The following is a 14,710-nucleotide window of genomic DNA, read 5'->3' on the forward strand; positions in this document are numbered from 1 at the left end:
CGATGCTGATAAATTATCTCACAATTGCGCTAGGTGGAGCGTTTGGTGCAATGTTACGCTTTTTTATCAGCGATATGTCGATAAAACTCTTAGGTAAGGGATTCCCTTTTGGGACGTTGATCGTTAATATTCTTGGTTCATTATTGATGGGTGTGCTTTACGGTTTAATTGAAAAAGAAGTTATTTCAGTTTCTCCATCTAAAACGTTGATAGGTATTGGCTTTTTAGGTGCACTGACTACTTTTTCTACATTCTCAATGGATTCCTTGTTGTTACTTCAACAAGGGCAATATGTGAAAATGGCGTTTAACGTCACATTAAACGTGGTGGCGTGTATCTTCATGGCCTGGGTTGGTCTCTGCCTCATCATGCAAAAAGGTTAAAAAAACAATGTTAGATTCTAAATACTTTCGTCAAGACATCGAGGAAGCCGCTGCGCGTTTGAGAAAGCGTGGTTTTGAACTCGATGTTGCTAAGATCACCGAATTAGAAGAAAAGCGCAAAGCGCTACAAACCAAAACTCAGGAATTACAAAGTGAGCGTAACAGTTCCTCCAAAGCGATTGGTCAAGCTAAAGCGAAAGGGGAAGACGTTCAACCTTTACTAGATGCTGTTGCAAACTTGGGCGACCAATTAAGTGCAGCGAAAGAAGAACAGGATAAAATTCTTGCTGAGCTAAATGACTACGCAATGTCGTTGCCAAACCTTCCTGCTGAAGAGGTGCCTGCAGGTGCTGATGAATCAGAAAATGTTGAAATAAGCACTTGGGGTGAACCAAAGCAGTTTGATTTTGAAGTTAAAGATCATGTTGACCTTGGTGAAGCGCTTGATAAAGGCCTTGATTTCGAAACTGGTGTTAAGCTAAGTGGCTCTCGCTTTACAGTGATGCGTGGTGGTGTAGCGCGTATGCATCGAGCGCTTGTACAACTGATGCTGAATACTCACACTGAGCAAAATGGCTATACAGAAATGTATGTACCATATCTTGTGAATAAAGCGAGCTTGTTTGGCACGGGTCAGCTTCCTAAGTTTGCAGAAGATTTGTTCCACACAGAAGCATTATCTGAAGATCAAGATGGCTTTAGTCTAATTCCGACGGCAGAAGTACCGTTAACTAACTGCGCCCGTGACGTTATTTATGACGAAAAAGAGCTGCCGATTAAGATGACGGCGCACACGCCTTGTTTTAGAAGCGAAGCGGGTAGCTATGGGCGTGATACGCGCGGACTTATCCGTCAACATCAGTTTGATAAAGTTGAACTTGTGCAACTGGTTAAACCTGAAGATTCAATGGCAGCGCTTGAAGAGTTAACAGGTCATGCTGAACAAATTCTACAGCTACTTGGCTTACCTTACAGAAAAGTGGTGCTTTGTACTGGAGACATGGGTTTCGGTGCAACGAAAACGTACGATTTGGAAGTTTGGTTACCAGCGCAAAATACCTACAGAGAAATCTCTTCTTGTTCAAACATGTGGGATTTCCAAGCGCGCCGTATGCAAGCGCGTTTCCGCCGTAGTGGTGAGAAGAAGCCAGAACTACTTCATACTCTTAATGGTTCTGGTTTAGCGGTAGGTCGTACTCTAGTTGCGATTTTAGAAAACTACCAGCAGGCAGATGGGTCAATTATTGTGCCTGATGCACTAAAACCATACATGGGTGGTGTAGAGGTTATTAAAGCAAGCTAAGATAGTATTGCTTAATTGAGCTTTTCTCGATTTAAAAACTCAAGTTATTGAAAAGAGGCTGGATTCGTCCAGCCTCTTTTTGTTACTGTATTATGAATGTTTTTTTACAGAGAAAAGTAGGGGAACAATATCAAAAATCAATTATTTACGTCTTGAATATCTAGGTATCTATATAAAATTAAAATAATTATGCTTTTTGTACTTCGCCGTACAAGAATTACATTTCTGATCGTTGCATGACTCGCTGAGATGTGATTTATTGAAGGTATGGGTTTGGCCAAATCTCATCGGTAAGTAGCACATCTGTATGATATACGATGTCGCTCGTGTTTAACTTTTCTCAATAAAATCTTTAATTTAAATTGTTAGTACGAATCGTCATTATACCGTAAGTCACTATCTTCGTTTTGAATGACGTTCGCTCAAGTTTGAACTACACAGTATTAGAAACGCTAATGCTGATCGAGAAAAAGGTGAGGATATTACCTATGAAGAGACAGAAAAGAGACCGTTTAGAAAGAGCACATTCACAAGGATTTAAGGCAGGATTAGCCGGTCGGTCGAAAGAAAATTGTCCCTATCAACAAGTAGAACACAGATCAGAATGGTTAGGCGGATGGCGAGAAGCGATGGATAATCGTAACATCTTTAAAACCTGATACCGAATTTTAGGAGAGCAAAGCCCCAGATGGGGCTTTGTGTGTTTTTAAAGCTATAAAACGATAACAGCGAAAAAGTTAAAATGCGCTGGTATCTTGGAAAAGACCTACTTTCAAATCTTTTGCTTCATAGATCACGCGACCATCAACTTCGACGATGCCATCTGCCAGACCCATAAATAGCTTACGTTTGATAACGCGCTTCATTTCAATGCGATAAGTCACTTTTTTAGCCGTTGGTAAGATTTGACCCGTAAACTTCACTTCGCCCACACCGAGTGCACGACCAAGACCAGGACCACCAGACCAACCAAGGAAGAAGCCTACCAATTGCCACATCGCATCCAAACCTAAACAACCAGGCATTACTGGATCACCTTTGAAGTGGCAGTCGAAGAACCACAGATCAGGGTTGATGTCGAGTTCAGCAATAATTTGACCTTTACCATGCTCACCACCGTCATCATTAATTTGAACGATGCGATCCATCATTAACATGTTGTCGCTAGGTAGGCGGCAGTTGCCTTCACCAAACATTTCTCCGCGACCACATAAAATAAGTTCTTCTTTTGTATAGCTGTTCTTCGGTTCCATAAATCTTCTTCTTAGCTTGCAAATTGACGCTACTTTAGCGTACAGATGTACGCTAAACAACTCCGAACAGTTAAAAAGCGTGCGGAGGCTTGTAAATTTTGCGCTAAAGATATGTCTATTTGATTAAATTTCAAAAAAATTGAAGAGATTAAATGCAAATCAGTTCCAATTAGGGGCGATTTATAATGTGAAAATCATTATAATCGGGAATGATTTTTTAGCAGGCTATTTTGGGTGATCTATGATCCTTTTTGTTGACTCTTTGACCGTAATTGATTTTTCGTACCTTTGCCCACGTCGTGGTGCGGTAGGTGAAAGTTGGATCACCGATATTGTGTTGCATGGTGAGCTAAACGAAGAGTCTATGGTGTTAGACTTTGCAAAAGTTAAAAAGCAAATCAAACGTATTATCGACGAAAAGCTGGACCATAAATTAGCGGTACCCAGCACACTTGCGTGTAATGCAAAACACAGTGAAGGCCGATTTGAATTTGATATGCAATTTGATGGGAATCACTTAGCCATGAATGCACCGGAAGAAGCGGTGTGTGTAGTGGAAGGGGACGAAATCAATGAAGCCAATGCAATCGCTTACCTTAAGTCTGTTATTATGCCGCATATGCCTGAAAATGTGAAAGATTTAGATATAACACTGCGTCCAGAGGCCGCAACTGGCTTCTATTATCACTATAGCCATGGCTTAAAGAAACACGATGGTAACTGTCAGCGTATTATTCATGGTCATCGTTCATTGATTGGTGTGAAGCTCAATGATATCAGCATGCCTAGATTACAAAAACAATGGGCGGATAAATGGCAAGATATTTATCTTGGTAGTGAAGAAGATTTAATTGATCCTAGTTTGCTTAAGTATGTAACCGCTCAAGATAAAGATTATGCGTTCGCGTATACCTCGTCGCAGGGATATTTTGAGTTGGCGATCAGCAAATCACGTTGCGATATATTACCTTGTGATACAACAGTTGAATGTATTGCGGAGTATCTTGCTGGCCAAATAAAGCTGCAAAATCCACATGATAAGGTTGAAGTAAGAGCATACGAAGGGGTTGGAAAAGGAGCGATTGCTTATGCTTAAACGTGCAATTGTCATATTGCTTGCGAGCACCACATTATTTGCTGAGGCGCTTGAATTAAAAGGTAACCTAACACAAGGTGGCTTGGTCGTCGGCAAGCTTGAAAATGCAACTGAGATAAAGCTAAACGAGACAGAATTAAAACGCTCTAAAGATGGCTATTTCGTGTTTGGTTTTGGTCGTGATGCTGAACTGAACCACATCTTGAGTTGGCAATCTGATGATGGTCAAAAGCATCGCCAAGCGATAGTGATCACGAAACGAGATTACGATATAGACAAGATCACAGGTGTTGCTAAGAAGTATGTTTCACCACCTGATTCGGTGCTAAAGCGCATACGTGAAGAAGCGCAAGCCGTGTCAAAAGCAAGACAAGGCAATTCGGATTTATTATTCTTTAAAGACCCCGTTTTCAGACCAGCAAAGGGCCGAATCTCAGGTGTTTATGGTAGCCAAAGATATTTTAATGGTGAGCCAAAACGACCACATTTTGGATTAGATATCGCAAATAAAACGGGTGAGCCGGTCTTAGCGCCGGTATCGGGTAAAGTGGTGTTTGCAAATCCAGATCTTTATTACAGTGGCGGCACTTTGATTATCGATCACGGTCACGGCATTACCTCTACGTATATCCACCTTAGTAAACTGGATGTTAAGGTTGGCGATACGGTAAAGACAGGCGATAAAATCGCTGAAATTGGCGCGACGGGCAGGGTAACTGGCCCGCATTTGGATTGGCGCTTTAATTGGTTCGGGGAACGACTCGATCCAGCTCTACTTATGAAAGATACACTAGCGGATAAAGCAGTAAAAAAATGACAGACGAACAAAGACAAGCCATTGTTGAGCAACGCATCAAAAGCTCAATCACACACGTAACAAAGACCGTTTTTCCAGGCCGAACAAACCATCATAACACTTTATTTGGTGGTGACGCACTGGCTTGGATGGACGAAGTTGCCTTTATTGCTGCAACGCGTTTTTGTCGCAAACCTTTGGTAACGATCTCTTCAGACAGAGTTGATTTCAAAGAGGCAATTCCCGCTGGTACTTTTGCTGAATTAGTATCGAAGGTAGTGTATGTTGGTAATACCAGTTTAAAGGTTGATGTTGAAATCTATCTTGAAAGAATGCACAAAGATGATAAACACTTAGCAATTACAGGTAGTTTTACCTTTGTTGCCGTGGATGACAATCATAGGCCAACTCCTGTGGTTTGTGACAAAATGCTAAACGGCTTTGATAGCTAGTTTTTCGCTAAGATTTTATTTTTAAAATCTCTAAAGCAAATATAGGGCTAAGCCCTATATTTAATCGACCGATAAGAACACATCATGCTTAAATTGTAAAATTGCTACTCGTCAAGAACCGCTAAAACTCATTTACGATAATTAATCGAGCCATTAGTTGAATCTCTTTCGTTCAGAGGACAAATGAGTCATTTTTTACTTATAATTTTTTGACAGTCAAAAAGCCAAAGACCATACTTTTTACCAATATAGTGAAATAGGAGTGGTGCTCATGGCAATTCCAGTAACCGTTGCAGACGATTCTATGATGTCGAGAAAGGCTGTGCTTAGGGCAATACCTGAAGGCTGGGATGTCGAGGTCAGCGAGGCAAAAAATGGCAAAGAAGCATTGGTGATGGTGGAGCAGGGCAAAGCTGAGGTGTTATTTTTGGATCTAACTATGCCAGAAATGGATGGTTTTGAAGTTCTCACGCATCTACATGAACACCACGCAAAAACCGTCGTTATCGTTATCTCCGCTGATATTCAGCCCGAAGCGAAAAAGTTGGTGGATAAACTCGGCGCATTTCGCTTTTTGCAAAAGCCGTTACAAAAAGAAGAGTTACATAACACGCTGCAAGAGCTAGGTTTATTATGAATATGCCACTCAGTGAAGAGCAAAGGGATGGCTTGCAAGAGCTAATGAATATATCCATGGGTCAGGCAGCCAACTCTTTAGCTCGATTAATCGAAACGAAAATTAGTTTATCTATCCCTGAAATTACTTCGGTGAGCCCTAATCAACTCAATGAGATCTGTAATACCGCGCATGTTTACAGAACGAGGCAGTCATTTTTAGGAGAAATTAAAGGTGAAGTCATTAATCTATTGTCACCGCAAGGCTTAAAAGAAATAGCCGAGCTTATGGACTACGATAGTCCGCTAGATGACTCCGATCTCAATGAAGTCCTACTAGATTTATCTAATATCTTGGCTGGTGCATGTTTAAACGGTTTTTCTAGTCAGTTAGAGCTTAAAACCTCATTGACTATGCCAACTATTTATAAACATCAGCTATCCGACGACATTGCTGAGTGGAAAACCACATTGGTAATGAAAATTGCATTTATAATCGAGTCTATTGCTTTTGATTCGAGAGTAATTATTTGTTTGGATGAAAACTCCATTAAAACAGTGATCCAAAAGCTTAATGCCATGCTTGGAATTGAGGACTGACTGTGTTTAACGAATTACAGCGTTATATTCCGGTTGGAATTTGTGTCCTAGACCAAGCACACACGGTGGTTTTTGCAAATGAATTTTTGAAAAACCGGCTACCGGATAACACCCCTAAAAATATCGAGGGCATGTCCGTCGATAAGGTATTTCCTGATGCGGCAAAAATCATTAAGCGGAAATTGAAGAGTGTATTTGCTTTAAAAGCAGCAAGTTTTAGCTACTGGGAACATCGTCCTCATGTGTTTGAACTAAGCAGTAGTCGTCCTGTTACTGGTGATGAAACTTCAATGTATCAGAATATTCAATATGTGCCGATTTTCGAGCACTCTGAAGAAGTGAAAAAAGTATGTGTGATAATACAAGATGTGACGGAGCTGGCGAGCTATTATCAAGAGCAAAAACGTCTAACTGAAGCGTTAGAAATAGAAAAACAGGAGTTAAAAACACTCAATCTTAAGTTGGAAGCCGCACAAAACCAACTACTACAGTCCGAGAAAATGGCAGCAATTGGCCAATTAGCTGCTGGCGTGGCGCATGAAATCAACAACCCAATTGGTTTTGTGAATTCTAATATTCAAAGTTTAGAAGGCCAGGCAAGCGGATTGTTTGCGATGCTCGCTTTTTATGAAGCGCATTTTAGTACACTTGTCGACAGTGACCTAGCACAGCAGGAGCAGCAGCTCCAAAATCAGCATAGTATTGACTTTTTAAAGGAAGACGTGCCTGATTTACTGCAAGAGTGCTTAGAAGGGCTGGACCGAGTATCCAAGATAGTGGAGAGTTTAAAATCCTTTTCTCATGTTGATAACCAAGAGTGGCAAGAGGCAGATCTTATTAAAGGGATTGAAAGCACGCTGAAAATAGCAAACAACTCAATTAAGTACCATGCGGTTATCAACAAAACTTACTCGCTTGATGATGAAGTGTTGTTATATTGTCAGCCAATGCAGATTAATCAGGTATTTTTGAACTTAATTATCAATGCGGCGCAATCGATAGCGTCAAGTGGTACGGTAACTATCTCTATCGAAGATAAGCAAAACGAGGTGATTATTGCCATCCAAGACACAGGCAAAGGGATCCCTGCTGGGGACATCAATAAAATTTTTAATCCATTTTTTACCACCAAGCCTGTTGGTCAAGGCACTGGCCTTGGGCTGTCTCTATCATATAGCATCGTCGCCAAGCATAAGGGTCGCATTCAAGTTGACTCACAAGTCGGTGTAGGTACAACGTTTACGGTATCCTTTCCTAAGCTCAGCGAAGCAGATTTCTCCGACGAATTTACGGATAATTAATCAATCATATCCAGTTCATAAATAAAGTTAGCCTTCATTAGGTTAGCCTTTCTTTGCAATTCATGTACTTCCTTATTGTTTTTGTTCTGATTATCCAGTTCTCAATCAGTTGGCTCACAGATTTCGTTGTCAAAAAGTCCACTGCAAAACCGCCAATACTCAATACTGCGAAATTATTTATAACCATTTGTTTTTAAGTTTATTTTTACCACTCAAAAATAGTTTAAATAAATTATTGTTCAAATTTTGACAGATAGGAAATGTGAGACTAAAGTAACATATAAGACAAATGAGACGGGGCGGAATATGCAAGCGATCACAGAAAACACACAGTCATTGCAATATCTCACTTTTCAGTCAAGACAGGATTGCTATGCAATCGAAATCCTGTCAATAAAAGAGATTATTGAACTGGGCTCCGTGACAAAAGTCCCCTTGATGCCTGAGTTTATTAAAGGAGTGATTAATTTAAGAGGTTCAGTTGTACCCGTTATCGATCTGTCAGCTCGGCTTTGTGGAGAGGTAATAGAAGTTGGCAGACGAACCTGCATTATCATTTGTGAATTCAGTATTTCTGACAGCCTTATTGAGATGGGTGTCATTGTTGACGGCGTTAATGAAGTCATAGAAGTTGACGCAAAAGATCTAACCAACTCCCCCCAGTTTGGCGCGCAAATCAGAGCTGACTTCATCGCTTCCATGGTAAGACGCGGAGATGAGCTACTTATCGCGCTAGACCTTGAAAAAGTTCTCTCAGTTGAAGAGATGGCTGAGCTGATAGAGTTAAGTGAGCGTGGTAGTCACCTTGGGGAGTCAGCATAATGCAGATACTTCCAATCAATGAGCTAAAGGCAATCTACAAGTACTACATTAGCGCTGCGGTGTTGCTCAGCCTAGTATTGTCTCTCACGCTATTACTCAGTGTTCGCGTTGATATTTTGTCGCTATCTTCTGTGCTCATCACTAGTGCACTCTTAGCGGTAACGTTAAGGCAGCGTCATTTAACTGCAAAAGTCATTCTTGATTGTGAGGCATTTGTTAGTTATTCGAATGAGATACAAGAGCATTGCGAGGTCGAGCTGCATAACACCGAATCTATTGCCGCGATTTTAGAAACCGTTATTAATCAGGTCTATAGTATTAAGACCTTGGGTAATGACTCGGTTTCAGGGCTTACCCTGCAGTTTTCAGAGCTAAGACAAGCACTAAATAACACGATCGAATCGGCACGAGGTTCTGTAGAAAATTTTGGAGATGATAAACACTGTTTTGCCAAACAAAGTCAAGAAGAACTCAATGAAGTACTGCACAGTCTGCGTGTGGCTCTTGGGTCAAAACTCGAGGTCGTCAATTCCAATCAAGCTGTAAGCCATGCGGCCAAGGAATTAACTGAGCAGACCAAATCCATTCAAAAAATCTCAAAAGAGATCACTTTGTTGTCACTCAACGCATCGATTGAAGCTGCAAGAGCGGGGGAAGCTGGCCGGGGGTTTGCCGTGGTCGCGGAACGGGTGCGTGAGCTTTCGGATATCACCTCAGAGGCCGCAGAGCTTATTATTGAAAAGATGAATGGCTTAACCAATGCCGTTGCTGACAATACTGAAAAGCTCACCGAATCACAGGCACAAGACGTTACGCTTATGGATGACGCTGAATTACATATCCGAAAAGTGCTCAATGAGATGGCGACGGTTGCTAATGAGCTGACGCAATCGGTACATGGATTAGACGATACCGCAAGCAAGATAAAAGCGAACGTCGACGACGCGATAACTGATTTTCAATTCCAAGATAGAGTGAGCCAAAAGCTAGAACACATTTGCAAAGGGCTTACTTCATTAGTCTCACTATACAGGACAGAAGGTGAGCTTGGTGAGGAAGGGTTGGCTGCATTACAGCAAGAAATGTTCAACTCGTACACCATGAAAGAAGAAAGGGAATGTCATGTTTCAACCACTGAAAATACGTCTCAACACGACCATGTTGAAGATGAAGTAACATTTTTCTAGGAGGTCTTATGGCTAAGAAAATTATGATAGTAGATGATTCGGCTTCAATTCGTCAGGTGGCAAAAATGACACTACTCGCTGAAGGTTACGAAGTCATTGATGCCTGTGATGGTCTCGACGCAATCAACAAGTTAGATGAGGGCAAAATCAACCTGATTATTAGTGATCTGAATATGCCAAACATGGACGGGCTGAGCTTGTTGAAGAAGGTGAAAGAAATGGGCCAATATCGCTTTACGCCTTTTCTGATGCTAACCACGGAGTCGGGCGCGGATTTCGTGAGTCAAGGCAAACAAGCGGGAGCAAAGGCTTGGATGATAAAGCCGTTTAAACCCGAAAAGCTGATTAATACTGTTTCACGTATTTTGGCTTAGGAGCATAAATATGAGCAACTTAACCATTGTGCTGCCAGAAGTATTGACCATCTATGAAGTGAGTAAAGTGGCAGCAAAATGGCAGCTCATGTTAAGTGATGACACGACGGCGATAGCGATTGACCTTAGCGAGCTGCTGGAGGTAGACGCTGCAGGTTTTCAATTAGTTGTTGCACTCGCACAGTGTTGTACGGAAAAGCCGTTATCTGTAATAGGTGTCGATGAGCATCACTCACCTTGTGCCTTATGGCTACTCAATACCTTAGTTGCATCAAACTGCACGCAAAGGAGGTAAGATGGTTGATTTATCCGAAATTCAAGCGGTCTTTATTGAAGAAGCCAAGGAGTTGGTACTTCAATTTGAAGAAAGCCTTTTGGCTATAGAGTCTATACTGCCAAATAGTGACGACGAGATCATCAACGAGGCGTTTCGTGCTGCACATACCATAAAGGGCTCTGCCGGTGTTGTTGGCTATGACCATATTGTCGATTTTACGCATTTTGTTGAAGCCACTATGGAGCTTCTTCGTAATCACGCGCTAAATCCTTGCGAAAAACTGATTTCGACCTTGCTCGAATGTAATGACCATATAAATGCGTTAATTAAGTGCTTAGAGTCAAACGAAGATTTTCCTCCGGCGTTGACCGATACTGAAGCTGGGCTGCTAGAAAGTTTAAAGTCATATAGTGGTTTGCAACACCAAACCTCAAGCGAGCAAACCGTTGTCGAAAATCAAGAAGCAACGCAGAGCTTCCGAGTTTCAGCGCAGTTTTATAAGGCCTGCATGGTGGATGGTTTTGACCCGCTCTCGATTATTCGTTACATCGAAAGTAAAGGTAGTACGGTAGAAGTCGATTGGTTAATTGATGAGGTACCTGCGCTTAACGCGGTCACACCAGATGAACTAGAATTATGCCATTTTAGAATGCAGCTAGAGATACATCACTCTACGCGAGAAGATATTGATGAAGCATTTGAGTTTATTGCTGCAGAATCCAATATTGAGATAGCCCCAATTGAAGATGATAAGAAGCCAACACTTGTCAAAACTGATAAACAGCCCACCAAAAATAACAAAGTCAAACCAAAGAATCCCGAGCGGATGATGAAAATACCAGCGCAGAAGCTAGATGAGCTAGTCAATGAACTTGGCGAGCTGGTTATCGTGTCTGCGGCACTCGAAGATCACACCAAAACAATACGCGACTCGGCCCTTACTGAAATTGTTGAACATATTCAACAACTCGTTAGTGATGTGCAAAGCAGTACACTGCAACTTAGAATGGTACAGATAGGCGAAACGTTTAATCGCTTTAGCCGTGTGGTGCGCGACACCTCAAAGGAGTTGGAAAAACAGGTTTCTTTAGAAATTATGGGGGCTGAAACCGAACTTGATAAATCAATGGTTGAAAAGATAGTCGACCCACTTACGCATTTAGTTCGCAATGCCATTGATCATGGTATGGAGTCACCAGCACAACGAGCGGACAGTGGAAAGCCTGAATACGGTACCTTATCACTCAAAGCCTTTCATGATTCAGGCAGTATTGTAATAGAGATCAGTGACGATGGACGCGGGCTAGACAAAGAAAAAATTAAAGAAAAAGCAATTCAGCGTAATCTGATCTCACCAGATACTGAGCTTACCGACAAAGAAATTGCCAACTTAATCTTCGAGCCAGGCTTTTCCACAGCCGAAAAAGTATCAAATATCTCGGGACGCGGTGTTGGCATGGATGTGGTGAGAAAAAACATTGAAGCGGTACGTGGAACGGTGAGTGTTGAATCTGTCGAGCACCAAGGTACGTGTTTCCAACTCAGGTTGCCGTTAACCATGGCCATTATCGATGGTTTTATGGTGAGTGTTGCTGATGCTAAGTTCGTCATTCCACTCGATATGGTTACAGAGTGTATTGAACTTCCGCTTGGCAATGGGGCAACTCGTCAAACCGATTACATTAATCTGCGCGGTACAGTGCTGCCATTTATTCATTTGAGTCGTATTTTCGACTTACCCACGAACCCTAAGATCAGACCAAGTATTGTCGTTGTGAAGTACGGCCAGTTGCGAGCAGGCATCGTCGTCGATCAGCTGTTAGGTGAGTTTCAAACGGTCATCAAACCACTCGGTGCGTTATTTGAAAAGATGTCGGGGATCAGTGGCTCAAGTATTTTAGGGTCAGGAGACATTGCGCTCATTCTTGATGTACCAAAGCTTATTCATGATTTTGCTCATGAACCTGAATCTAGAAAATTAGCTAACTCTTAATAAGGGGATACATAATGGGAATTTTACCAGCAATCTTTGACAAACAAGTCAATCTACTGTCGAAAGCAGTCGTAAACGCGATTGAACACTCAGATCTTACCCAAGTAAACCCCGCTTTATACGGAGGGGAAGCCAAAACACTTGCGACCAATGTATTAAGTTTGCTTAAAAGTAATGCGGAATTAGCGGCTATCGAGACCACAGGCACATTTGCTGCACTGTTAGATGGTGCAGGCCGGATTGTTCATCAAAGTAATCAATTTACCCAGCTTATTGCAAATAGCGCACAAAATGATGGTGGATATATTACTGATATGCTGTCGTTGCAAAATAACTTTTCCGAGCTGATAGACAAAGCCACCACAGTTAATATGCCTAGTGGATCTTATCAATTAGAAATCACCAAATTGGAACAGCCCATTGCTAACTGTAGTTTCGTGGCTAAATTAATCAGTCAATCGAGCTTAAGGGCTGGATGTAATAGCGACTTTTACAAACAAGCCATGGATTACAGTACCACCTGTATTATGCTAGCAGATGAAAATTACGAGATTGTTTATATGAATCGGGCCATGCGAGACATGTTACTCAGATTGGAAACTGCGATCCAAAGCACGTTACCTACCTTTTGCGTCGACAAACTGGTGGGAGGAAGTATTGACCAGTTCCACCGTAATCCAAGCCACCAGCGCACTATGTTAGCGAGTTTAACCTCTACGCACGTTGCAAAGCTCGGGTTTGGCGAGCACAGCTTGGAGCTCATGATCACCCCCGTATTTGATGAAAGCAATAAGCGTATTTCTACTACGGTTGAGTGGAAAGACGTAACTGAAGAAAAGCGTAAAGAGCGCTTGCTAGAAGAAGAGTTTGGTGTTGCCTTCCAAGCGGTAGCTTGTGGGGAGTTTGACAGACGCATTGAAGCCAATGAGTTAGAGGGATCGATAGGCAGAATTGCAGAGGCATATAATAAGTCGATGGAAGTGCTGGAATCGGTACTTGAGGACAATTTTGCCGTGCTAAACGCAGTGAGTGAAGGTAACTTATCATTAAAGCCCAAAGTACAAGCACAAGGGCTTTTAGGTGAGCTGGCGCAACGTACAGCCAATCTCACCGATGTGTTAGATACCTTAGCGACCGATATCGTCGAGTTGGTTTCACAAGCGGTCAAAGGAAACATCCAAAATCGCGCCGATACCTCAAACTATGCCGGCGCATTTAAAACCATGACTGATGGTCTTAACGAAGTATTGGAAGCGACTGAAAAACCGATTCAGGAAATTGCTAACGTTATGGATGGGTTAAAAGAAGGTCGCCTTGATGTTGAGATTGCAGGAAGCTATTCAGGTGTCTATGACGAATTGAAGCAAAGCGTCAATGGTACAATCTCCAGTTTAAGTCGCATTATTTGTGATGTTCGTTCTAACTCAGAGTCGCTAACGCAGGCATCTACCGAAGTCTCCTCAACAGCACAGTCATTGGCACAGAGTGCAAGCGAACAAGCCTCATCTGTTGAAGAGACATCAGCCTCTGTAGAACAAATGACGGCATCCATTGCCCAAAATGCAGAAAACTCCAAAATTACCGACGGTATGGCATCAAAAGCAGCTGGTGAAGCACAAGAAGGTGGTAGTGCCGTGGAAGAGACCGTATCAGCCATGAAACAAATTGCCTCTAAGATAGGTATTGTCGATGACATTGCTTATCAAACGAATCTGTTAGCACTCAACGCTGCCATAGAAGCGGCTCGAGCTGGTGAGCATGGCAAAGGGTTTGCTGTAGTGGCTGCAGAAGTCAGAAAACTTGCTGAGCGATCTCAATTTGCAGCGCAGGAAATATCTCAGCTAGCATCTGGCTCAGTGAGCAAAGCCGAGCGAGCAGGTAGTCTACTTGCTGAAATCGTGCCTGCGATTGGTAAAACCTCTGACTTAGTACAAGAGATCTCCGCAGCGTCAGACGAACAAGCTACAGGTGTTGGCCAAATCAATGACTCGATGAATCAAATTACTCAGCTAACACAGCAAAATGCGTCATCGTCAGAAGAGCTCGCAGCCACCGCGGAAGAAATGTCCAGTCAAGCAGAGGCGCTTACCCAGCTCGTCGCCTATTTTAAAATCGGAGATGTTGAAAGCCAAAGCAAGATGCCAGTATTAGAAAGAGGAAAGCCGAAAACAGAAGCAAAACCTGTCGTCGAGCGAAAAGAAGTTAGCGTTGGGCAAGCTCGTTCAAAAGAGCACTTTGAACAGTTCTAAGGAGATGCT

At 42.2% G+C, this 14,710-nt stretch carries 16 protein-coding genes; 15 read left to right on the forward strand and 1 reads right to left on the reverse strand.

Annotated features, from left to right (window positions below):
• Positions 1-2: 2 nt before the first annotated feature.
• The 3 genes from crcB to rmf all read left to right on the forward strand — a co-directional run bounded on the left by crcB (position 3) and on the right by rmf (position 2,345).
• Positions 3-383, forward strand: a complete 381-nt coding sequence (gene crcB, locus CKO50_RS02495) for a fluoride efflux transporter CrcB (RefSeq protein WP_010604733.1) — start codon at positions 3-5, stop codon at positions 381-383.
• A 7-nt stretch (positions 384-390) separates the two neighbouring features.
• Complete coding sequence (gene serS, locus CKO50_RS02500) at positions 391-1,686, forward strand: serine--tRNA ligase (RefSeq protein WP_095726865.1); 1,296 nt, start codon at positions 391-393, stop codon at positions 1,684-1,686.
• A gap of 488 nt (positions 1,687-2,174) precedes the next feature.
• The gene (gene rmf / locus CKO50_RS02505) at positions 2,175-2,345 is read left to right on the forward strand and encodes a ribosome modulation factor (protein ID WP_010372771.1); all 171 of its coding nucleotides are present in this window, start codon (positions 2,175-2,177) and stop codon (positions 2,343-2,345) included.
• Between the two features lie 78 nt (positions 2,346-2,423).
• Here rmf and fabA read toward each other — a convergent pair whose 3' ends face one another.
• Positions 2,424-2,939, reverse strand: coding sequence for a 3-hydroxyacyl-[acyl-carrier-protein] dehydratase FabA (fabA, locus tag CKO50_RS02510; protein WP_010372774.1), 516 nt, complete (start codon positions 2,937-2,939; stop codon positions 2,424-2,426).
• A gap of 241 nt (positions 2,940-3,180) precedes the next feature.
• On the opposite strand from fabA, the gene CKO50_RS02515 reads away from it, so the two are divergent.
• From CKO50_RS02515 to CKO50_RS02570, 12 genes are all read left to right on the forward strand, one after another.
• On the forward strand, positions 3,181-4,035 hold the full coding sequence (locus tag CKO50_RS02515; protein WP_095726866.1) for a 6-carboxytetrahydropterin synthase: 855 nt from the start codon (positions 3,181-3,183) through the stop codon (positions 4,033-4,035).
• Positions 4,028-4,852 (forward strand): M23 family metallopeptidase, encoded by an 825-nt coding sequence (locus CKO50_RS02520; protein ID WP_095726867.1) that lies wholly within the window; start codon positions 4,028-4,030, stop codon positions 4,850-4,852. Before CKO50_RS02515 ends, CKO50_RS02520 begins: the two co-directional genes overlap by 8 nt.
• On the forward strand, positions 4,849-5,283 hold the full coding sequence (locus CKO50_RS02525; protein ID WP_095726868.1) for an acyl-CoA thioesterase: 435 nt from the start codon (positions 4,849-4,851) through the stop codon (positions 5,281-5,283). Before CKO50_RS02520 ends, CKO50_RS02525 begins: the two co-directional genes overlap by 4 nt.
• A gap of 271 nt (positions 5,284-5,554) precedes the next feature.
• Positions 5,555-5,920 carry a response regulator gene (locus CKO50_RS02530; protein ID WP_010604737.1) on the forward strand — a complete coding sequence of 122 codons (366 nt, stop codon included), beginning with the start codon at positions 5,555-5,557 and terminating at the stop codon, positions 5,918-5,920.
• Positions 5,917-6,498, forward strand: coding sequence for a chemotaxis protein CheC (locus CKO50_RS02535; RefSeq protein ID WP_095726869.1), 582 nt, complete (start codon positions 5,917-5,919; stop codon positions 6,496-6,498). Before CKO50_RS02530 ends, CKO50_RS02535 begins: the two co-directional genes overlap by 4 nt.
• 2 nt (positions 6,499-6,500) lie before the next feature.
• Positions 6,501-7,799, forward strand: coding sequence for a sensor histidine kinase (locus tag CKO50_RS02540; protein WP_095726870.1), 1,299 nt, complete (start codon positions 6,501-6,503; stop codon positions 7,797-7,799).
• A 306-nt stretch (positions 7,800-8,105) separates the two neighbouring features.
• Entirely contained in the window at positions 8,106-8,621 is a 516-nt protein-coding gene (locus CKO50_RS02545) for a chemotaxis protein CheW (protein WP_095726871.1), read from the forward strand.
• Complete coding sequence (locus tag CKO50_RS02550) at positions 8,621-9,808, forward strand: methyl-accepting chemotaxis protein (protein WP_095726872.1); 1,188 nt, start codon at positions 8,621-8,623, stop codon at positions 9,806-9,808. Before CKO50_RS02545 ends, CKO50_RS02550 begins: the two co-directional genes overlap by 1 nt.
• Positions 9,809-9,816: 8 nt before the next feature.
• Positions 9,817-10,182, forward strand: coding sequence for a response regulator (locus CKO50_RS02555; RefSeq protein WP_095726873.1), 366 nt, complete (start codon positions 9,817-9,819; stop codon positions 10,180-10,182).
• A 10-nt stretch (positions 10,183-10,192) separates the two neighbouring features.
• A complete protein-coding gene (locus CKO50_RS02560) occupies positions 10,193-10,477 on the forward strand; it encodes an STAS domain-containing protein (RefSeq protein WP_095726874.1) in 285 nt (94 codons plus the stop codon).
• A gap of 1 nt (position 10,478) precedes the next feature.
• Positions 10,479-12,452, forward strand: coding sequence for a chemotaxis protein CheA (locus CKO50_RS02565; RefSeq protein ID WP_095726875.1), 1,974 nt, complete (start codon positions 10,479-10,481; stop codon positions 12,450-12,452).
• A gap of 14 nt (positions 12,453-12,466) precedes the next feature.
• Positions 12,467-14,701: a methyl-accepting chemotaxis protein gene (locus CKO50_RS02570; RefSeq protein WP_095726876.1), complete on the forward strand. Its 2,235-nt coding sequence runs from the start codon at positions 12,467-12,469 to the stop codon at positions 14,699-14,701.
• The last annotated feature ends 9 nt before the right edge of the window (positions 14,702-14,710 follow it).

It is taken from the genome of Pseudoalteromonas sp. HM-SA03 (assembly GCF_002289345.1).
Taxonomy (GTDB): Bacteria; Pseudomonadota; Gammaproteobacteria; order Enterobacterales; family Alteromonadaceae; genus Pseudoalteromonas.